Raw genomic sequence first — 19142 nt, 5'->3', positions numbered from 1 at the left:
CTGTATTTGTTATACTTAATCGAGTACAAGCAAAAAGGAGAGTTGAAAATATGTCTGAAAAGATATTGATTATAGATGACGAGCAAGATATAGCGGATCTGTTGGAGGTCTACTTGAAAAACGAAAATTACATCGTTTATAAATTTTATTGCGCAACGGATGCCATGTCGTGTATTGAAAGCGGCGACATTGATCTTGCCATTCTGGATATTATGCTCCCGGATATGAACGGTTTTTCACTTTGCCAGCTTATCCGAAAGAAATACACTTATCCAATCATCATGCTAACGGCTAAAATTGAGGAAACGGATAAAATAACGGGGCTGACATTGGGAGCGGACGATTATGTGACAAAACCTTTTCGCCCACTTGAAGTAATTGCCAGAGTGAAAGCGCAGTTAAGACGTTACAAGAAATATTTGCCCAGTATCATCACAGAGAAAGTTCCATCGGAACTTTCCTATAACAAATTGTGCCTGAATGTGCAGACCCATGAATGTCTGTTAGACGGTGAGCCGGTTTCTCTGACACCGACAGAATTTTCTATCCTCCAGGTTCTTTTGGAAAGTGCCGGGAATGTTGTAAGCATTGAGGAACTGTTTCATGCAGTTTGGAAAGATGAATACTACTCTAAAAACAGCAGCACAATTACTGTGCATATCCGGCATCTGCGTGAGAAACTGAAAGATACTTCCGATACTCCGCAGTATATTAAAACGATTTGGGGTGTTGGTTACAAAATTTAAGCGAAAGGAGTACGCTATGAAAAGAAAATCAAATTGCTTTGTAACCATTTTATTCTTAATTTATCTGGCACTTTTGGTTTGGATCATACTTTTTAAACTACAATTTTCAATCAGTGATCTGGATAAGATAAGAAGTATAAACTTTATTCCTTTTCACTATGACAAGGAAATCGGAGCAGCATTTCACTTAACAGAGGGGCTCGATAATTTCTTGATTTTTGTGCCTATGGGTATTTATCTTCAAATGCTTCTGCCAGGAACAAAATTATATGTGAAATTCATGCTGATTGCTGGAACAAGTTTTTTATTGGAAACTATGCAGTATATCTTAGCAGTCGGACGTTCTGATATTACTGATGTACTCACAAATACGGCAGGTGGTCTTTTGGGGCTTGCTGTATATTCGATGACGGCTCGGTTAATCGGAAATAGAATAAAAGCAAACAGACTGTTTTCCATTCTGGCAAGCATAGTAAGTGTTGTCGTGATTGGACTGCTTGGCTTAATTCTGTTTGCTAATCGGTAGGAGGTGTATTCTCATGTCGAAGAAAGAAATGACAACAGAAAAGCGCCTTAAAGTGCGCTTATATCTATCATTGCTGATTTATACCGTTGTTGGATATGGTTTGACCCTTCTCTTGGACTACATCTTTTCAAAATTTGACAACGATATTTTTGCATGGATCTACTGGAGGCTTGGTCCGCTGTTTATTCTGTATCTGGTGATAGGCTTTGTATGTATCTTCAATTACTATTGGAAAAAGCCGTGGGACTATCTGGATGAAGTAATTGACGCAACCCAAACGGTCTATGAGCAGAACAGTCATACAGTATCGTTGTCTGATCCTCTGAAAGAACTGGAGGAACAGCTCAATCAGATCAAAATGTCTGTTCTGTTAAGCAAGCAGGCTGCAAAGCAGGCTGAAGAAAAGAAAAATGAAATTGTCATGTATCTGGCACATGATATACGCACACCTTTAACAACAGTGATCGGTTATTTGAGCCTACTCCATGAAGCCTCTGATATGCCTGAGCAGCAAAAGGAAAAGTATGTCAAGATCGCGTTAGACAAAGCAGAGCGCCTTGAAAGACTTATCAATGAGCTTTTTGAAATTACCAAGTACAATGCACATACGGTCATTATCAAAAAAGAAAATGTAGATTTGCATTGTCTGATTGCGCAGGTAATAGATGAAATATACCCGACACTCTCTGCAAATGGCAACACGGCGGTATTTACTGCGGAGGACAACTTATCTGTGAACGCTGATCCCGAAAAGCTGGCGAGAGTTTTCAGTAACCTTTTACGAAATGCCGCGTCATATAGTTACCCGCAGACAGAAATCACTATATCCGCCAAACGGTTAGAGCATGATATTCAGATTACTTTTGAAAATCGTGGGGAAACAATCCCGGAGGAACAGCTTAACAGTATATTTGAGAAATTCAATCGCTTGGATGATGCCCGGCTTTCTAATACAGGTGGTGCGGGACTTGGTCTTTCTATTGCGGAAGAAATTATACATTTACATGGTGGAAAGATTACTGCATCCAGTCAAAACGAAACTATAGACTTTGTGATTACATTACCCCTTTCCGCTTAGGAAAATAAGACTGTGATCTTAGGAATTACTTAGGAATTTAAGCGTGTGATTTTTGAGATTGAAAAGCCTTTGTTCGGTACAATGATTATCGAACAAAGGCTTTTTATTGTTCAGCCGAAGCAAAAGAAAGGAGTGTAAGCATGGAACTGAAAATAGAGCATTTAAGCAAGCAGTTCAAAGACAAAACAGCAGTAAATGATGTCAATCTGACATTGACTCCCGGCGTTTGGGGACTTTTGGGGGCGAATGGTGCAGGGAAAACCACGCTCATGCGCATGATTGCTGATATTATGACACCAACCAGCGGAGCAGTTTACTATGACGGAAAAAACATTCGAGAGTTAGGTGAAGTCTACCGAAGCAAGTTTGGCTTTCTGCCGCAGGATTTTGGGTATCACCGGGATTTTACGGTCAAAGATTATTTGGAGTATATAGCTGCGCTGAAAGATATTCCCACAAGGGCAACTACCAAAAAGATCAATCATTTGTTGGACATTCTTTCGCTCTCCGATGTGAAAAAGAAAAAAATCTCCAATCTGTCAGGTGGCATGAAGCGTCGTGTTGGTATTGCGCAGGCTATGTTGAACGACCCGGAGATACTTGTCATGGACGAACCGACAGCAGGACTCGATCCCGGAGAGCGCGTGCGTCTGCGGAATTTCATTTCCGAGTTTTCGCATGATCGAATCGTGTTGATTTCCACCCATATCGTATCTGACATAGAATATATTTCTACGCGCAACGCAATTATGAAAGCCGGAGAAATTGTTGATGTCGGAACTACCGCAGAACTTGTCAAGCAGATTGAGGGCAAGGTTTGGAATTGCACAATTCCGGCCTCAAAGCTGCCGGAATGTGAAATGCGGCTGCACATTATCAATCAGCGAGGCGAAGATCACAATCAGGTTTCTATTCGTTATCTGTCCGAACACTCGGAAATTGATGGATCTGTTACAACGGAACCACGATTGGAAGATCTGTATCTGTGGTTGTTTCCGCAGACAGACTTGGAAAAGGAGGAGAGATAATATGCGACTCTTTAGACTTGAAATAAAACGTATTTTGAAGTCACGGCGCACCCTGATTATACTTGCAATCGCACTTTTGCTTTCCGTAGCCATGGCATACCTGCCTATTTCATTTGAGGGTATTAACCGTCCAAACGAAGATGGCACGGTTACAGAATTAGACGGCTTGGCAGCGATCAAGTACAAACAAGATTTATATAAAACATCCGCTGGTGAAGTGACCCCGGATAGGATCAAATCGGCTTTGGAAACTTATCAAAGCTGCGTTCGAGAATATGGGCCAGTCGAGGAAGAGGGCTTTCCTCTGGCTGTATTTATTGAAAAAATCGTCCCGTTCCGTCACTTGCTGATGGGTCTGCCCGAAGCGTTTGCTGATCCATTAACAGGCATTGGTGCTGATTTAATGGATATTGACCCGAATGACATTGACGGAGCCTATTATGAAAAGTGCGCAGAACATTTACAGGATGTCATGCGGAATGAGCAAAGAGAAAACGAAACCGCACAACAGAAAGCTCTTGAAAAATATTCAGAACTTGATACGCCATTTTATCTTCATTCTGGAATTTCTAAAGATGCATTTGATTATATTGAGTTTTATATTTTGTTCCTTGCTATTTTGTGTGTGGCAATCGCAGCTCCTACTTTTGCCGGAGAATATCAAACGGGCGGTGACTGCATCCTGCGAACCACCAAATACGGGCGTAAACAATTAGCAATTACCAAAATTCTGGCAGCATTTACACTTTTCGTTGTTACTTTCCTTGTCGGGATCACGGTACACATTCTGATTTTAGATGCAGCGTTCGGGACGGATTGCTTAAAAACATCGTTTCAGATGCGATACTCTATCATTAACCTGCCAAACATCAATCTGGGGCAGTTGCAGATCATTCTCGCAGCAGCGGGCTTACTTTCTGTATTAGCAACGGTTAGCTGTACGTTGTTCCTGTCTGCAAAATGTAAAGACACATTGACAGTTTTGCTGATCTCTATTGTAGTTCTTCTCATGCCGTTTTTTGCTTATGTGGCGATGGGAGCAACATGGCTCTCTACCATACTTCCATCTGCCGGAATTGGTATGCAGAACAATTTCCTTTGTCAGCTTGCAAATTTCAATTATCTGAATATCGGTGGGATGAGTTTCTGGACACCGCATATTATTTTGCTTTCGGCAGGAATTGAATTATTTGTGTTTACATTCTTGGCGATTCATTCCTATTGCAGACATCAGGTAGCATAAAAGAAGTTCAAAATAGAACGAATTGATTATCTGCCGCACGACGGCAAAAGAAAAAGCAGACAATTTGGAACGACGGCTTTGATTTTCAGAGCCAGCGTTTCTTTGTGGCAACACAAACCTATGATGAATTTTCTGGAAATATTGTAGTTAATAGCATTGTTTATGCGTTGAAAATATCTGAAAAATTGATGATAGTAGAAATATAATATTAAAATAAAAAATAATATAAAAAATTGTTTTACTATAGAAAAATATATAGTATAATACAACCATAAGAAGTGATAAAAAAATAACAAGTTGACCTAGCCAAACATAATAAGTTTTACTGTTGTGTTTGGCTTTTTTTATTTGATAGCCAGAGTGGGAAGTGAGGTGTCTACAATGATAATCTGTGTTATCTTTGATTTGGGAATGGCAGTGATTATGTTTTTATTTGGAATCAGTTTTGTAAAATCAAATGGAAAGGCCGCTGCATTTTTGTCTGGCTATAATATGAAATCTACGGAAGAACGAAAACAGTATGATGAAAAAGAAATGTGCAGAGTATATGGAAATCGGATGATGTGGATGGCACTGCCATTTGTAGCCGGTGCAGCCATAGATTTATTATACAGTGGAATCGGATGTTTTGCAGCGTGTGTAATATGGACCGTTCAATTTGTTTTATTGATGAAAGAACGTATGAAACGAGAAAAAATAGAAAAGAACATTTAGGCAAAAATTATATTCGAAAGAAGATATACAAGCTATCCAGGAACAGGATAATTCTCGGGAACAAGAGGAACTTTAATTACTTAAAGGAGATGACGTGAATATGAGATGTCCATATTGTGAAGGAAAAATGCGAAAGGGTCAGTTGCATGCGGTTGGCGCAGGGGCAGGACTGGAGTGGAAAGAAGGCTCTGAGAGTTTGCGGTTAAATACGGATCCAGAGTTGGCAGCAAGGATATCTGGAGACCGCATAGCTGCCTATAATTGTGATTTCTGCAGAAAGATTATTGTTTCTTACGAATATTGAGATTTTCAATTCTTTGAATTGTAATGACCGTAACGGGAAAGGATAAAAAGAGATAATAGAAAAATATCCAGAGGGCGAGGAAGGCCGGACATTTGGCTCTCTCGTATATGAGGAAGAAATGTATTCTATTGGAATTCCTACGGTTTTGTATAAGGAACTTCTGCTAATAGCAGAAGGTAAGGAAGAAAATTTACTGGAAAAACTTCTTGAAAAAATTTCTTCTAAGGAAACATATTTACTAGATATCGTTCCAGATGAGGCACTGTTATGGATGGTATAAGCAGCAGGAAATTAACATGGGGAATTTGCATCGTTGGAATTGCGATTGCAATAATAAGCTTCTTTTTCTTACCGGAGATTATTCCCGTTCACTTTGCTGGGAATGGAGTCGCAGATGACTTTGGCAATAAGACAGAAATTTTTTTAATGCCGATACTCCTTCTGGCTGTTACAATCTTGAGTGGTATAAAAAGTATAAAGTATGTTCTGATGCATTCGAAGACTTGGCTAACAGTTGGTCAATATAACCTAATGATTGATTGTGTTTTAGGAATTATATTGATCGCAGAAATTTTTATGATTTATGCTTCGTTTGTTTAAAGGCTGATCTATAAATAAAGAAGCAGATATATGGCAGTTTCTGGTTCATTGGGCAGGCTGTTTTATATCAAAGTGTGAAGAGGAGCTGGTTCATGATGAAAAAAGTAATTCCAATTATTTTATTTACGGTATCAGCAATATTGCTTTCTGCATGTGGCAGAAAAGAAGAACTGTACGAGATTCCTGACTTGTCACAGTACAAGACAGATTATGTAGGAGATTCTTCGAATGTTATAAATATTGTAAGTGGGCAAGAGTATCCGGAAGGATATTCTTATGATAGCATACAGATACAGTCTGAAACGAAGCCTTATGGATTAACAGTATTTCTAAAAGTTGAGCCGTCTGCAGTTAAGATTGAAGATGAATTGCAAGTTAATGCGGATATGACATTTGATTTGATTGGTAATTTGGAAACACTTGATTATAAAATAGCGGATAGCAAGGAAATCATTGCATCGTATGAACGGTAGATCATTCAGTGGTTAATATTTTGTCTGCTATTATGTAGTAAGAAAAATAGGAAAGCGAAATATATATTTGGAGGACAGCAATGAGAAAATGCGAAAAGTGTGGAACAGTCATGAGAGCGGATTTAAGACTTAAAGTTAATGGCGGTGGCTATGGGATCGTTGTAGATGTAGATGAAAAACAAAAAACGACAACTATAGATGATGTTAAAGTTGCAGTCTGTCCAGAGTGTGGACATACAGAAATGTATTTAGAGGATTTAACTAAATTGAAGTAAAATTAGATATGATTGAAACAGGATAAAAAATTTTGATGGAATGCTTGTGGAGAAAATAAATATGAAAAAACTTAATTATACAGAAGATTTATTGAGAGTTATCTTCTTTTGGATAGGAACATTCTTTCTTGTTTCCGGTATCTTAAGTTTTCTTGGGATATTAAAACCAGCAGTAAACTCAGGTATTCAGAATCCAGATATGTTGGGAACTGTGTTTTCTATAACGGGGGTGCTTTTGTGTATAATAAGTGCTGCTCTTGGAATTTATACTGCAAAGCTTGATAAATTACATTTACAATTAATCGAAAATGGTACAAAAGTGAAGGGCTTGGTAGAAAAAGTATATTTGCAAAAATACACAAGATATAGAAGACAGATTCCATACAGGATTCTATATAGTTTTACATATCATGATAAAGTGTATTATCATAAAAGCCGTTTGGTATGGGAAAAGCCGGATCTTAAGAAAGGCGACTTGATTACCGTATATGTAAATAATCTTGGTAAATCAACAGTTTATAATTGCAATGAAGCGGTCTGATATCTAGCCTCTATATTTCGGAAAAATACTGCACGATTTGTGGTTTACAGAAGAGCAGCTTCAAAGAATGCTGAGGATGAAAAATGCAAATCCATCAGATGTATGGAAATTCAGAGATTATTAATTGGACAAATTGAAAGCTGAAAGGAAAACTGCCTATCCGTTTTCAGCATTGGCGGATCCGTCTGCTAATAAGTGGTTTAAAAATCAAAAAACGTGGTAAGAGTATTTTCATAATTCTGTTCAATTTTGTCTATGTTTTCGAGAATCCTGTTCATGTACAAATGCAACTAAATTAGAGTATAATAAGGGAAACCATTGAAACTGGGTTTCCGTAAAGGACATTCCTGTGATGGCAGGAATGTCCTTTACATATAGCGGTAAATTCTGAAGTAGTTGGCATAGAAGTTCATGAGGTAGTTGACGTATGCTTTAAATCTTTTCATTTCGTTTTCCTCCTTTCTTTATCTTACAAGCACATTATAATATCAGAAGACGTCTATTACTTGCCAAATGGGAAGAAAAAGTAGACAAAACTTGCAGGAGATTAATTGGAATGTACTGGTAAGAGCATCACAGACATTTGCCTGGATGCAGGAGTTGAGAGCCAAAGGACATTTAACCGGGTATCTCGTGAAAGATATAAAGTAACGTCAAGGGAATACCGGAATTTTTATCGTGAACAACATATAAGTCAGACCCAGGATGAAATATCTGGAATGGAGAAATAGGATGGCATTTATAATCTGTGTAGCAGCACTCATAATCATGATGTTTGTATTTACCCAAATGTTGTTAAGTTTCAGCAATAATAGTAGTGCGGCAGTTGAATCTGTTGATGCGACTGTAGTTGAAAAGAAGCAAGGAATCTATACCCATATGCAGTCTGAAGCACATGTACCTTGGTTTCGCGTTGTATTTGAGATGACAGATGGAAGTTTGATGGAATTTCAAATGCAACAGGGAGATTTTCGTGAATTGGAAAAAGGCGATCGAGGTATGCTGACTTATCAGGGAAATCGGTATATATGTTACCAAAAATATAAATTTAAAAGTGAAGCACAGGAGGAAGAAAAATGTTAAGTGAAAGCATTGCAAAACTGGTACAGTATGGGATTACAACAGGTCTGACACCGGAATGTGAAAGAAACTACACAACAAATCTTCTGCTGGATGTTTTTCATGAAGATGATTATGAAAAACCGGACAACATTGAGGAACCTGTTAATCTTGAAGAAACATTGGACGAATTGCTGGATGAAGCCGTAAAAAGAGGTCTGATTGAGGACAGTATTGTATACCGGGATTTATTTGATACCAGATTGATGAACTGTCTGATGCCACGTCCGGGTCAGGTACAAAAAGAATTCTGGGACAAATATGCAGAAAGCCCGAAGAAAGCTACTGATTATTTTTATAAGCTGAGTCAGGACAGCAATTATATCCGCAGGTATCGTGTAGAGAAGGATCAAAAGTGGAAGGTAGACAGTCCATACGGTGAGATTGATATTACCATCAATTTGTCCAAACCGGAAAAAGATCCAAAAGCAATTGCCGCGGCAAGGAATGTAAAATCCGGAAGTTATCCGAAATGTCTTCTTTGCCCGGAAAATGAAGGATATGCGGGACGTGTTAATCATCCGGCAAGGCAGAACCACAGAATTATTCCGATCACAATCAATGATACTCCTTGGGGATTCCAGTATTCTCCGTATGTGTATTACAATGAGCATTGCATTGTGTTTAACTGCCAGCATACTCCAATGAAAATCGAGAGAAATGCATTCATTAAACTGTTTGATTTTGTAAAACTGTTTCCGCATTATTTCCTTGGATCTAATGCAGACCTGCCGATCGTAGGTGGTTCGATCCTAAGCCATGATCATTTCCAGGGTGGACATTATACATTTGCAATGGCAAAAGCACCAATTGAGCAGCACGTGGTACTTCCGGGATTTGAAGATGTAGAGGCTGGAATTGTAAAATGGCCATTATCTGTGCTTCGTATTCGACATAAAGATTTCAACCGTTTGGTAGATCTGGCAACACATGTGCTGGAAGTATGGAGAGGCTATACCGATGAAAAAGCATTTATTTATGCTGAGACCAATGGAGAACCACATAATACAATTACACCAATTGCACGTAAAGTAGGTGATACCTACGAACTGGATCTGACATTAAGGAACAACATCACAACAGAAGAACATCCGCTGGGAGTGTACCATCCGCATGCAGAATATCATCATATTAAGAAAGAAAATATCGGTCTGATCGAAGTTATGGGACTTGCAGTTCTTCCGGCCAGATTAAAAGGTGAGATGGAACTTTTGGAAGAGTATATTCTCGAAGGCAAAGATATTTCTTCAAATGAACAGATTGAGAAACATGCAGAGTGGGTTAAGAAGTTTCTTCCGAAATATCCGGAAATCACAAAAGAAAACATCCATGGCATTCTTCAGAAAGAGATTGGAATCGTATTTACCCATGTTCTGGAAGATGCAGGAGTATACAAATGTACGACCGAGGGAAGAGAAGCATTCATGCGTTTTCTTGAAACATTATAAAAACTGAAATAAAAGGATTCTTTGGGAAATGGGAGGTAAGTGAAACCTCCCATTTTTTTAGGGCAGCTACTCTTAAGAAGCATGGATCGGGCAGTTGCATTATACGAAAGTATGGAATTGCGGGGATTCCATGGGGAATTTTATTATGCAGAGAAAGCATATAACAAACTTGCATCCTGGGGATATGTGATTTTCTGGGTATCAGTATTTATTTTGATGAGAACATGCTCAGTCACAGTGCTGCTGGGAAGAATGTTTGTATAGAAAGTGTAGACGAAAATAATAAAATTTGAAAATGTAGTATTTGGATATGGAGAAGAGAAAAATGCCTTGAATTATGTGTCTTTCCATATCAGTAAAGGAGAACAGGTGGGGCTGATCGGAGCCAATGGTGCAGGGAAGTCTACGCTAATGAAGGCAATGCTGGGACTGATCCCTGCAAAGGGAAAGATCACTGTTGATGAAACAGAAGTAAATCAGGAAAATTCAAGTAGAATCCGGCAATGCCTGAGGTATGTGTTTCAGGATTCTGATAATCAGATGTTTATGCCGACGGTTTATGAAGATATGATATTTGGACCATTAAATTATGGTAAGAGCAGAAAAGAAGCAGATCAGCTTGCCAGGGAGGCCTTGGAAGAACTGGACCTTATACATTTGAAAGACCGCCAGAATTATAAGATGTCAGGTGGCGAAAAGAGAATAGCTGCCATAGCCACCATCCTTGCAATGAACCCAAAGGTAATGCTGATGGACGAACCATCAACAGCATTAGACCCAAAGAACCGGAGACGGCTGATACGGATCCTCGCAGAAAAGAGCAGCGTAAAATGTTTTGTAGAAATCAGCTTACTGTTTGTAAAAGAAAATGTTTTTTCCAGCAGCCCTGGTTATTTTTTATTAAATCGGAGATATTAAAATCAGACGATTTAAAAAATATGTCTGAATGCTGTTTATCGTTAAAAACAGGGGGCATGGATGGGAAAAAGAAAAGAGATAACCGGTAAGGATAATGGAAAGCAAAAAATGTGGACAATAATCACTGTCATCATAGTGTTCTTTGCTATGGCTGGCTATGCAGGAATGTCTTATTACTATTCAGACAGATTTTTTCGGGGAACAACGATCAATGGAATTAACTGTTCTGGAAAAACATCGGAAGAGGCAGAACAGGCGGTTGCTAAAAAAGCAGAGGATTATCTGCTGGAAGTAAAGGCAAGAAATCTGAAATCACAGAGTATCAATGGAAAATTGATCGGATATCGTTATGTTTCGGATGGCAGTATTTCCCAATATCTGGATGAACAAAAACCATATAAATGGGTTCGGGGATTTTGGAAAAAACAAAATTATACAGCCAAGGAAAACATGACCTATGATAAAGTGAAGTTAAAAGAACAGCTGGAAAAACTGGAATGTGTAAAAAAAGAGAATCAGACAGCACCAGAAGATGCATATGTAGCTTATAAAGATTCGAAGTTTGAAATCGTACCGGAAACAGAAGGGAATACCCTGGATTTCAATGGAGCTTATCAGGCACTGTCAGAAGCGGTTGCTAGCAAAAAAAGAACGATTGACCTGAATAGCTGTCCGGCTGTTTATGTAAAAGCGGCAGTACTGAAAGATGATCCAGATCTTAAAAATTCATTGGAAGAATGCCAAAATCTGATTCGGACCAAAATCGTATATATATTTGGAGAAGAAACGGTAACATTGGAGGGAGACGAGATCAGAAAATGGCTTATTTTTGATGAGAGAGGACGGCTGCAAAAAAATGAGGATGAACTGAGACAGTGTGTGGCAGAATATGTGGCACAGCTGGCTGCCACACATGATACCGTAAATACAGAGAGGGAATTTTGTACAACAAGCGGACGTACTGTTCAGGTGTATAGTTCCGTTTATGGATGGAAGATCGATCAGGAAAAAGAAATAGAAACCATTATGCAGGAAATGATTGCAGGAGTACAGATAAGCCGGGAACCGGTATACGCTATGCGGGCAAATGCACGGGGAATGAATGATATAGGCAGCACGTATATTGAAGTGGACCTGTCTGCACAGCATTTATATTACTATCAGGATGGTTCTATCATTTTGGAATCGGATATTGTGTCAGGAGATATGCAGTATGCAAAACGGCAGACACCACCGGGAATTTTTCAACTGTATTACAAGAAAAGTCCATCTGTGCTGAAAGGAAAGATGCTGGAAAATGGGAAATATGAATATGAAAGACCAGTAACTTACTGGATGCCTTTTAATGGGGGGATTGGATTTCATGATGCTTCATGGCAGCCATACTTTGGAGGAAATCGTTTCCGAGAAGGTGGTGGATCCCATGGATGCATTAATCTTCCGGCGGACAAAGCGGCAGAACTTTATAATAGGATAGACGAAAGTGTGCCGATTGTCTGTTTTTATTAAAAATGGGCAGGATATATAGTTTTATATAGAGGTTTGTTTATAAAATGGAAGATCTTAAATGGTCTTCTGTTTTTTTTATAATTATCAGCAATAATTTCATGGAAGAAAAGTGTGTATGTTCCGTCCAGATATGGAAAGAAGTCTTTGACCATTTTGACCGGGAACCGAAAAAAATCGAGATAAATGAGATTTATTCGATTGATGAAGATGCAAAGGAAACCTTGCAGGAGAAGATCAAGAGGATGCTGGTTACAGAAGCAAAACGAATGGTAGTGTATAAAATTAGGTGGATGTAATTGAGAAAAAAATATGATATCATGTTAGTAACAAAACGGAAATTATGGAGGAATAGAGTGTGAAAAAATGCAAATATTGTGGCAAAAAACTCAATGATAATTTTGAATTTTGTAACAGTAAATGTGAAAATTATTATGAAAAGATGATGGATAAAGACAGCCATAAAATCAAGTATTTTACATTAGGCATTATTTTGGGATTCTTAGTTATGTTTTATGGCATTATTTCTAACAATAATGTCTTTATAATAGGAATTGGGATTGTAGTAATGGGTATAGATGTTGTTTTATTGCCATTTACAACTCCTGAAACAATTAATTTTCTAGGATATCAAAAGTCAAAATTCGCAGGAAGAATATCAGGCATATTGATTATAGCAGTTGGAGTATGGATGTGTTTTATTCAATGATAAATCCCAGCCTGCAAAATTGAAAATAAATTGAAAGTTACGAAATCGGAGGAGTTAATGATTATGTGGAATGAATTAGGTTTAAGCGGGGGAACCGCAATTATTATTTTGATTGCGCTGTATTTCGTCATCAAATGGGCAGTGAAAAATGGAATCAAAGAAGCCTACAGTGCCATTACTGGAAAGAAAACGGAAGAAGATGTCAGAAACGAAAAAGAATTGAAAGAACTCGGATTTGAGTTAGAAGATAAATAAAAGTTTATAGAGATGATGAAAGCATAATAGAATTAGCTGGCATGTGGGAGTGATCGAATGAGTTGGTTAAATATATAGTACGAAAGTAATTTGAGAAAAAATGATAAAAGGGATGGGATGAAAGCTCTTGCAGTTTACTGCTTAATCATGTGCAGTGCTTTCTGTCAGGGCTGGCTTTATACAACAAATATAAATGTTATTGTGCTGAATTTATCACAGATATGGATCCCTTTGATTTTGACTGCTGGCTTCTTTTTATTTTTTTACTGTAGCAAAGAGAACATTAGAAGTATTATTCAGAGGGTACATACAAACAAGATTATTTGGACTCATAAACAGTCAGTGGATAGTTGGAATAATCAATTCTGTTCTTTTTGCTTCTTGTCCAAAGAGAAAGAAAAGGTAGATTAGAAAGTGTTTTTTACAGGCAGGTGATTAGATGAATGATCAATTCTTACAAGGAGTATTATTCGATTGGAATAGAATTGATAACGATAGTTATTTAACAAAATATAACAAGAATTCTCCTTCCTCTATAGGTGGGAGATGAATTGTAGATCTGAGCATAAATGCTCAAAAGAATTTTATAAACAAAAAAGAAAACACTTGTTCGCGTGTTGGAATTGTATTATAATAATAAAAAGAGAACATATTGTTCAAAAAACGATGATTGAAATCATTCATATGTAGGAATAAGGTGAGAAAAATAAATCGGGCAGTAAAAATAAGAATCTATCCAAATGCAGAACAACGTGTGCAAATAGATAAAACAATCGGTTGCAGTCGCTTCATCTATAATTGTATGCTTGCTGACAAAATGGAACATTATAAAAAAGAAAAAAAGATGTTAAGGAACACACCAGCCAGTTACAAGAAAGAATATCCCTGGCTGAAAGAGGTGGATTCATTGGCGTTAGCAAATGTACAGATGCATCTGGAAAGTGCATTCCATAAGTTTTTTCGTGAACCATCTGCAGGATTTCCGCGTTTCAAATCAAAGAAGTCATCAAGGAAATCCTATACAACAAACGTGGTGAATGGAAATATCTTTCTGGAAGGGAAATATCTGAAACTGCCTAAGATGACGGCTGTCAGAATAAAGCTTCACCGTCCGGTATCAGAAAAATGGAAACTGAAATCTGTGACAGTCAGCAGGGAGCCATCCGGAAAATATTTTGCCAGTCTTTTGTTTTGCTGTGAAAACCAAACAGCAGAAAAAAGACCGGCAGAAAAATTTATTGGGATCGATTTTGCGATGCAGGGAATGTGTGTGTTTTCTACCGGTAAAAGAGCTGAATATCCGATGTTCTATCGAAATACAGAGAAAAAGCTTGCGCGGGAACAGAGAAAGCTGTCCAGATGTCAGAAAGGCAGTCAGAATTATAAGAAACAGAAGAAAAGAGTTGCACTGTGCCATGAAAAGATCCGAAATCAGAGAAAAGACTTTCAACATAAACTCAGTGCCAGTCTTGCCGAGAGCTACGATGCAGTATGCGTGGAAGATCTGAATCTGAAAGGGATGGCAGGAGGACTTCATCTTGGAAAAGGCGTACATGATAATGGATATGGCCTGTTTCTGTCTATGCTGGAATATAAACTGGAGGAACGCGGGAAGTATCTGATAAAAGTAGATCGTTATTTTGCATCAAGTAGGATTTGCAGTGCATGTGGAAAGAAAAAAGAAAAATTGTCTTTATCTGAAAGGATCTATTACTGTGAATGCGGACACAGAATGGACCGTGATGTAAATGCAGCAGTTAACATCATGAATGAGGGAAAAAGAATCTTTGCAGAATGTGCATGACAGCACAATAAAAAGTCCGTAACCGGACTAATAAAAATCGCGGGGCACGCGAGGATAGCTTGTAGATACTTGGCTCAGTAGAGCCATTGAGCAAGAAGCCCCCACTTCAAAATCAGAGATTTAAGTGGTGGGAGCATGTCACTGTTTGGATTCGTAATGGCAAAAAAGATAAGAGACAAAAATCTATAATTTCAGTTTTATTGTACTTTTCTAATTCGAGACACACTGTGCCCTGAATTGAGCTGGTCACATTATCGTGCCCTGATGCGTATAAATGATGAGAAAGCAAGATCAAATGCAATGTAGACTTGGGATATAAAAAACTATACTATAGAAAAACGTTAGAGGTGGCAGCGGGAATGAAAAATAAAATTTTGGTGATAGAAGATGACCGTGCAATTTCAGAATTGCTGTGCATGAACCTGGAGGCAGCAGGGTATGAGACTGTGGCAGCGTATGATGGGGAAGAAGCCCAGAGGCTGCTCTTATGGCAGGAGGACGCGGACCTGGCAGTGGTGGATATCATGCTGCCGGGAAAAGACGGATTTGCACTGATGGAGGATTTCAAAAAGAAGGAGCTTCCGGTGCTCTACCTGACTGCAAAGGATGATGTGGCTTCCAAGGTAAAGGGGCTGAAACTGGGTGCAGAAGATTATATGGTAAAACCTTTTGAGATGCTGGAACTTCTGGTACGCATTGAGAAGGTGCTGGAGAGGACGGGACGGGCCAAGAAAGTCTTAACGGTCCGGAACATCCTGGTGGACATGCAAAGCCATCAGGTCTACAAAGACGGGCTTCCGGTAAGCCTAAAGCCAATGGAATATGACCTCTTTGTGCTGCTCCTGCAAAATAAGAACATTGCGCTTGGAAGGGAAGAACTGTTAAAACGGGTCTGGGGAGAAAACTACCTGGGAGAAAGCAGGACGGTGGATGTCCATATCGGACAGCTCAGAAAAAAGCTGGAACTTTATGATGAGATCAGGACGATCCCGAAACTTGGATACCGTCTGGAGGAATAAGGATGAAGCTGTGGAAACGAACGGTACTTCTTATGCTGGTAACGCTATTATGTGCCCTGATTCCAGTGGGAACGCTAAGTCTTTATATCACAGGAAAACGAAGCCTCAATAATGCTGCAGAGACCTACGGAAGACAGCTGGAAAATGGTAAGATACTCCTGGAACAATTTTGGGATAACAGCAAATATGAGCAGATGTCCGAGACTGGAAAGCAGGCTTATATGGGCTTTCAGTTCCAGCGATGCTGTGGGGAAGGCATGGCCCTGATCGACCGAAAAAGCAATGCCGTCATTGAAAACCTGACAGATTATAAAGTGGTGGGGCTCGAAAACTTAGGCTTTAAGGATGAAGGAGATCCGTATGCCTACAAGATACAGAAACTGGGACAGAAATACCTCCTTCTCCAGCTGGAACCATTATCCAGACCGGAAGGATACGAAGTCCTCTCTGTCCGGGAAGTCACAGGGCTTTTTGCAGAGCTGAGACAGACCGCTGTCTGGTTTTTTGGAATTTATCTGGCTGTGTTCCTGATCGCCGGCCTTTTTATTTATATGATGATGCGAAGAACTGTGGAACAGATGGAGAAGCTACAGGAAGTGGCAGAGAAACAGGAGCTGCTCATGGGGGCACTTTCCCATGAAATGCGTACCCCGTTAACGTCCATTATCGGGTATTCGGATACCCTGCGCCATGTAAAGCTGAAAGACGAACAGAAAGACCGGGCACTGGAACATATCAACCGGGAGGGAAAACGCCTGGAGGCTCTTTCTGGGAAGATGCTACAGATGCTGGGGCTTTATCAGAACCATGCCATACAGATGGAAATGACCATGGCAGGTGACCTTTTAAACCATGTCATAGACATGGAAAAAGAACAGGCAGAAAAGAAAGCGGTGCACCTCAAGATGGAATGTGAAGCCTTTTCCATGAAAATGGATCCGGCCTTGATGGAAAGCCTTCTGATAAACCTGATCGACAATGCCCTAAAGGCTACGGATGCCGGTGGAAGCATTTGGGTAAAGGCTTATGAGAAAGCTGGAAAAAAGATCTTTGAGGTGTCGGATAACGGAATGGGGATCCCGGAGGAAGAACTGGGAAAGATCACAGATGCATTCTATATGGTGGACAAATCACGAAGCCGAAAAGAAGGCGGATCCGGACTTGGGCTGGCACTCTGTGTGAAGGTGGCTGAAATCCATGGCGGATGCTTGAAAATCGAAAGCAGACAGAGAGAGGGGACCACGGTAAGAGCCATCTTCTGATTTACAATTTGTTTACATCTTGATGAATACATCGGCAAAGCAATATGGTACTCTTTTCTCATAAGAAGAGGGTACCTTTTTTAATACCGAAAGGAAAGGATGGAAAAAGGATGAAGAAAATAAAAATGTTTATGGGAGCCGTTCTGTGTATGAATCTTTTGACATTATCCGGATGTGACCGTATTGTCCAGTCTGCTGTTGTGGAAGAAAAGGATCAGACAGAACAGAAAAAAGAAGAGAAAAAGGAGACAGTTCAGAAAATCGTTGCCGAACAGGTTCAGGCACCGGAAACATACCAGACAACAATCCAAGCAGATCTAAGATCAGCGGACCGGGAGGATAAAGAAACCCCGATGAATTTTACCCTGACAGCGGATGCACCGGTAAAAGTCCCGGATGTAGATGCAATCTGTTTAAAAAAAGTAAAAAGGGTGGCGATTCCTGAAGAAGAACAGAATAAAATAAAAGACACATTCGGAAAAGGACAGCCCATGCAGGAAGAGAAGAATGAGAACGAACAGGCGGGGACATATACAGTAGATGGACTGACCTATCGGTATTCTTATACACAGAGTGAGCAGGTATCGGATGTGGAGGAACTCGGATTTGGGATAGCGAAGTTTATCTTTGACGATTGTGGAGACATGACCCTGGAATCGAGTGAGAAAAAAGAAAGGGAAGAACGCTTTCAAAATTATATAAAGGCAGGAAGCGAGAAAGTATCTGAAAAGGAAGCAAAGGAGAAGGTTTCAGGTCTTGTGTCCGGAAACTGGGAGATATTTGAAAGTTCCTCAAAAGCACTTACTGAAGGAAGCACTACCTTGGAAAAAGATGATTTCATTTTTGAACGGATGATAGACGGGGTTCCGGTTAATTATGTGAGGGAAACCTCTCTGCCTGTTAATGAGCAGGCTCTTGAATGGGAAAACGAAGATGGAACACTTCATGAAGGACAGTCTGAAGGATGGGAAAATGAAGTACTGACGATGGACTTTTGCAGTGGGACACTTCAGAGTTTTCTGCACCGAAATCCCATAGAAGCATCGAATGCTTCCGATGAAAGGCTGTTCCTACTTCCTTTTGATGAGGTCAAGGATATCTTTGAAAAAACGATCACTTTGCAGGTCATGACAGAAGACAAGAATCGGCTGATCTCTGTCGATGGAGGAAGCCACTACCGTTATCCGTCCATTGATGCACAGAGTGCGGAGATAACCATAACAAAGGTACAGCTGGGTTATATGTGCATGCCAGACAGTGAAGGCAGCGATACCGAAGCAGTCCTGATCCCGGTGTGGGATTTTTATGGAACCTGGACATCCAAAGAGCCAGAGTATGAGTACGGAAATGGGGAGGATGGACCGGTCATAGGAGACGTGACGATGGATGATGCAGGTGTTCCACTCCTTACGATCGATGCACGGGATGGAAGCGTAATACAAAGGATTCAGGCTGGATGGGCGGCTTCTATGGGTTCCAAGGATATAAAATAAGTGTGAATTTCAATTTCTAATCAATGATGACAGAAAGACCTGGAATTTCAGGTCTTTCTGCTTTACAGGAAAAAGAAAAAT

The 19142-nt window shown here is 39.6% G+C and carries 24 protein-coding genes and 1 pseudogene; all 25 read left to right on the top strand.

Going from position 1 to position 19142, the window contains the following annotated elements; translation table 11 throughout:
• Positions 1-50: 50 nt before the first annotated feature.
• The 25 genes and pseudogenes from vanR to NE671_RS12115 all read left to right on the top strand — a co-directional run bounded on the left by vanR (position 51) and on the right by NE671_RS12115 (position 19061).
• Positions 51-746 (top strand): VanR-ABDEGLN family response regulator transcription factor, encoded by a 696-nt coding sequence (gene vanR / locus NE671_RS12225; protein WP_173740085.1) that lies wholly within the window; start codon positions 51-53, stop codon positions 744-746.
• 16 nt (positions 747-762) lie between these two features.
• Positions 763-1272: a VanZ family protein gene (locus tag NE671_RS12220; RefSeq protein ID WP_059085786.1), complete on the top strand. Its 510-nt coding sequence runs from the start codon at positions 763-765 to the stop codon at positions 1270-1272.
• Positions 1273-1285: 13 nt separating this feature from the next.
• The gene (locus NE671_RS12215) at positions 1286-2350 is read left to right on the top strand and encodes a sensor histidine kinase (RefSeq protein WP_059085787.1); all 1065 of its coding nucleotides are present in this window, start codon (positions 1286-1288) and stop codon (positions 2348-2350) included.
• A 140-nt stretch (positions 2351-2490) separates the two neighbouring features.
• Positions 2491-3378 carry an ABC transporter ATP-binding protein gene (locus NE671_RS12210; protein ID WP_059085788.1) on the top strand — a complete coding sequence of 296 codons (888 nt, stop codon included), beginning with the start codon at positions 2491-2493 and terminating at the stop codon, positions 3376-3378.
• 1 nt (position 3379) lies between these two features.
• Positions 3380-4621: an ABC transporter permease subunit gene (locus NE671_RS12205; RefSeq protein WP_059085789.1), complete on the top strand. Its 1242-nt coding sequence runs from the start codon at positions 3380-3382 to the stop codon at positions 4619-4621.
• Between the two features lie 360 nt (positions 4622-4981).
• Positions 4982-5335, top strand: a complete 354-nt coding sequence (locus NE671_RS12200; protein WP_330590508.1) for a DUF3784 domain-containing protein — start codon at positions 4982-4984, stop codon at positions 5333-5335.
• 100 nt (positions 5336-5435) lie between these two features.
• Positions 5436-5639, top strand: a complete 204-nt coding sequence (locus NE671_RS16200) for a PF20097 family protein (protein ID WP_015524992.1) — start codon at positions 5436-5438, stop codon at positions 5637-5639.
• A 118-nt stretch (positions 5640-5757) separates the two neighbouring features.
• Positions 5758-5919: a hypothetical protein gene (locus NE671_RS12195; protein WP_173722117.1), complete on the top strand. Its 162-nt coding sequence runs from the start codon at positions 5758-5760 to the stop codon at positions 5917-5919.
• Positions 5907-6239, top strand: coding sequence for a DUF1648 domain-containing protein (locus NE671_RS12190; RefSeq protein ID WP_173734484.1), 333 nt, complete (start codon positions 5907-5909; stop codon positions 6237-6239). Before NE671_RS12195 ends, NE671_RS12190 begins: the two co-directional genes overlap by 13 nt.
• A gap of 92 nt (positions 6240-6331) precedes the next feature.
• Complete coding sequence (locus NE671_RS12185; RefSeq protein ID WP_055056114.1) at positions 6332-6712, top strand: DUF4825 domain-containing protein; 381 nt, start codon at positions 6332-6334, stop codon at positions 6710-6712.
• 80 nt (positions 6713-6792) lie between these two features.
• Complete coding sequence (locus NE671_RS12180; RefSeq protein WP_055056113.1) at positions 6793-6987, top strand: zinc ribbon domain-containing protein; 195 nt, start codon at positions 6793-6795, stop codon at positions 6985-6987.
• A gap of 61 nt (positions 6988-7048) precedes the next feature.
• Positions 7049-7528, top strand: coding sequence for a hypothetical protein (locus NE671_RS12175; RefSeq protein ID WP_059085791.1), 480 nt, complete (start codon positions 7049-7051; stop codon positions 7526-7528).
• 25 nt (positions 7529-7553) lie between these two features.
• Positions 7554-7652 carry a hypothetical protein gene (locus NE671_RS16195; RefSeq protein ID WP_158565314.1) on the top strand — a complete coding sequence of 33 codons (99 nt, stop codon included), beginning with the start codon at positions 7554-7556 and terminating at the stop codon, positions 7650-7652.
• Between the two features lie 427 nt (positions 7653-8079).
• A pseudogene (locus tag NE671_RS16085) lies at positions 8080-8259 on the top strand (AraC family transcriptional regulator); the annotation flags it as partial.
• 1 nt (position 8260) lies between these two features.
• The gene (locus tag NE671_RS12165; RefSeq protein WP_059085792.1) at positions 8261-8611 is read left to right on the top strand and encodes a DUF2500 domain-containing protein; all 351 of its coding nucleotides are present in this window, start codon (positions 8261-8263) and stop codon (positions 8609-8611) included.
• Positions 8605-10095, top strand: coding sequence for a UDP-glucose--hexose-1-phosphate uridylyltransferase (galT, locus tag NE671_RS12160; protein ID WP_059085793.1), 1491 nt, complete (start codon positions 8605-8607; stop codon positions 10093-10095). The genes NE671_RS12165 and galT overlap by 7 nt, the downstream gene beginning before the upstream one ends.
• A gap of 339 nt (positions 10096-10434) precedes the next feature.
• On the top strand, positions 10435-11013 hold the full coding sequence (locus tag NE671_RS12155; protein WP_235812414.1) for an energy-coupling factor ABC transporter ATP-binding protein: 579 nt from the start codon (positions 10435-10437) through the stop codon (positions 11011-11013).
• Between the two features lie 60 nt (positions 11014-11073).
• Positions 11074-12522 (top strand): L,D-transpeptidase family protein, encoded by a 1449-nt coding sequence (locus NE671_RS12150; RefSeq protein WP_118037293.1) that lies wholly within the window; start codon positions 11074-11076, stop codon positions 12520-12522.
• Positions 12523-12566: 44 nt separating this feature from the next.
• A complete protein-coding gene (locus tag NE671_RS12145; RefSeq protein ID WP_235812351.1) occupies positions 12567-12818 on the top strand; it encodes a hypothetical protein in 252 nt (83 codons plus the stop codon).
• A gap of 59 nt (positions 12819-12877) precedes the next feature.
• Positions 12878-13228 (top strand): DUF2116 family Zn-ribbon domain-containing protein, encoded by a 351-nt coding sequence (locus NE671_RS12140; RefSeq protein ID WP_059085795.1) that lies wholly within the window; start codon positions 12878-12880, stop codon positions 13226-13228.
• Between the two features lie 63 nt (positions 13229-13291).
• Entirely contained in the window at positions 13292-13483 is a 192-nt protein-coding gene (locus NE671_RS12135; protein ID WP_059085796.1) for a DUF6019 family protein, read from the top strand.
• Positions 13484-14180: 697 nt separating this feature from the next.
• Entirely contained in the window at positions 14181-15287 is a 1107-nt protein-coding gene (locus tag NE671_RS12130; RefSeq protein ID WP_059085798.1) for an RNA-guided endonuclease TnpB family protein, read from the top strand.
• A gap of 359 nt (positions 15288-15646) precedes the next feature.
• Complete coding sequence (locus NE671_RS12125; protein WP_015525013.1) at positions 15647-16306, top strand: response regulator transcription factor; 660 nt, start codon at positions 15647-15649, stop codon at positions 16304-16306.
• Positions 16307-16308: 2 nt separating this feature from the next.
• Positions 16309-17568: a sensor histidine kinase gene (locus NE671_RS12120; RefSeq protein ID WP_256164034.1), complete on the top strand. Its 1260-nt coding sequence runs from the start codon at positions 16309-16311 to the stop codon at positions 17566-17568.
• A gap of 110 nt (positions 17569-17678) precedes the next feature.
• On the top strand, positions 17679-19061 hold the full coding sequence (locus NE671_RS12115; protein ID WP_129974479.1) for a DUF6034 family protein: 1383 nt from the start codon (positions 17679-17681) through the stop codon (positions 19059-19061).
• Positions 19062-19142 lie beyond the last annotated feature (81 nt).

This window comes from Blautia sp. DFI.9.10, from assembly GCF_024461705.1.
GTDB classification, from domain to species: Bacteria; Bacillota; Clostridia; order Lachnospirales; family Lachnospiraceae; genus Blautia_A; species Blautia_A fusiformis.
Note: the sequence above shows the minus strand (reverse complement) of the source record. Positions and strands in the feature narration are given on the sequence as shown.

Coding starts and splice junctions, on each gene's coding strand:
- vanR (WP_173740085.1), top strand. CDS start 51: ATGTCTGAAAAGATATTGATTATAGATGACGAGCAAGATATAGCGGAT.
- NE671_RS12220 (WP_059085786.1), top strand. CDS start 763: ATGAAAAGAAAATCAAATTGCTTTGTAACCATTTTATTCTTAATTTAT.
- NE671_RS12215 (WP_059085787.1), top strand. CDS start 1,286: ATGTCGAAGAAAGAAATGACAACAGAAAAGCGCCTTAAAGTGCGCTTA.
- NE671_RS12210 (WP_059085788.1), top strand. CDS start 2,491: ATGGAACTGAAAATAGAGCATTTAAGCAAGCAGTTCAAAGACAAAACA.
- NE671_RS12205 (WP_059085789.1), top strand. CDS start 3,380: ATGCGACTCTTTAGACTTGAAATAAAACGTATTTTGAAGTCACGGCGC.
- NE671_RS16200 (WP_015524992.1), top strand. CDS start 5,436: ATGAGATGTCCATATTGTGAAGGAAAAATGCGAAAGGGTCAGTTGCAT.
- NE671_RS12195 (WP_173722117.1), top strand. CDS start 5,758: ATGTATTCTATTGGAATTCCTACGGTTTTGTATAAGGAACTTCTGCTA.
- NE671_RS12190 (WP_173734484.1), top strand. CDS start 5,907: ATGGATGGTATAAGCAGCAGGAAATTAACATGGGGAATTTGCATCGTT.
- NE671_RS12185 (WP_055056114.1), top strand. CDS start 6,332: ATGATGAAAAAAGTAATTCCAATTATTTTATTTACGGTATCAGCAATA.
- NE671_RS12180 (WP_055056113.1), top strand. CDS start 6,793: ATGAGAAAATGCGAAAAGTGTGGAACAGTCATGAGAGCGGATTTAAGA.
- NE671_RS12175 (WP_059085791.1), top strand. CDS start 7,049: ATGAAAAAACTTAATTATACAGAAGATTTATTGAGAGTTATCTTCTTT.
- NE671_RS12165 (WP_059085792.1), top strand. CDS start 8,261: ATGGCATTTATAATCTGTGTAGCAGCACTCATAATCATGATGTTTGTA.
- galT (WP_059085793.1), top strand. CDS start 8,605: ATGTTAAGTGAAAGCATTGCAAAACTGGTACAGTATGGGATTACAACA.
- NE671_RS12150 (WP_118037293.1), top strand. CDS start 11,074: ATGGGAAAAAGAAAAGAGATAACCGGTAAGGATAATGGAAAGCAAAAA.
- NE671_RS12145 (WP_235812351.1), top strand. CDS start 12,567: ATGGAAGATCTTAAATGGTCTTCTGTTTTTTTTATAATTATCAGCAAT.
- NE671_RS12135 (WP_059085796.1), top strand. CDS start 13,292: ATGTGGAATGAATTAGGTTTAAGCGGGGGAACCGCAATTATTATTTTG.
- NE671_RS12125 (WP_015525013.1), top strand. CDS start 15,647: ATGAAAAATAAAATTTTGGTGATAGAAGATGACCGTGCAATTTCAGAA.
- NE671_RS12120 (WP_256164034.1), top strand. CDS start 16,309: ATGAAGCTGTGGAAACGAACGGTACTTCTTATGCTGGTAACGCTATTA.
- NE671_RS12115 (WP_129974479.1), top strand. CDS start 17,679: ATGAAGAAAATAAAAATGTTTATGGGAGCCGTTCTGTGTATGAATCTT.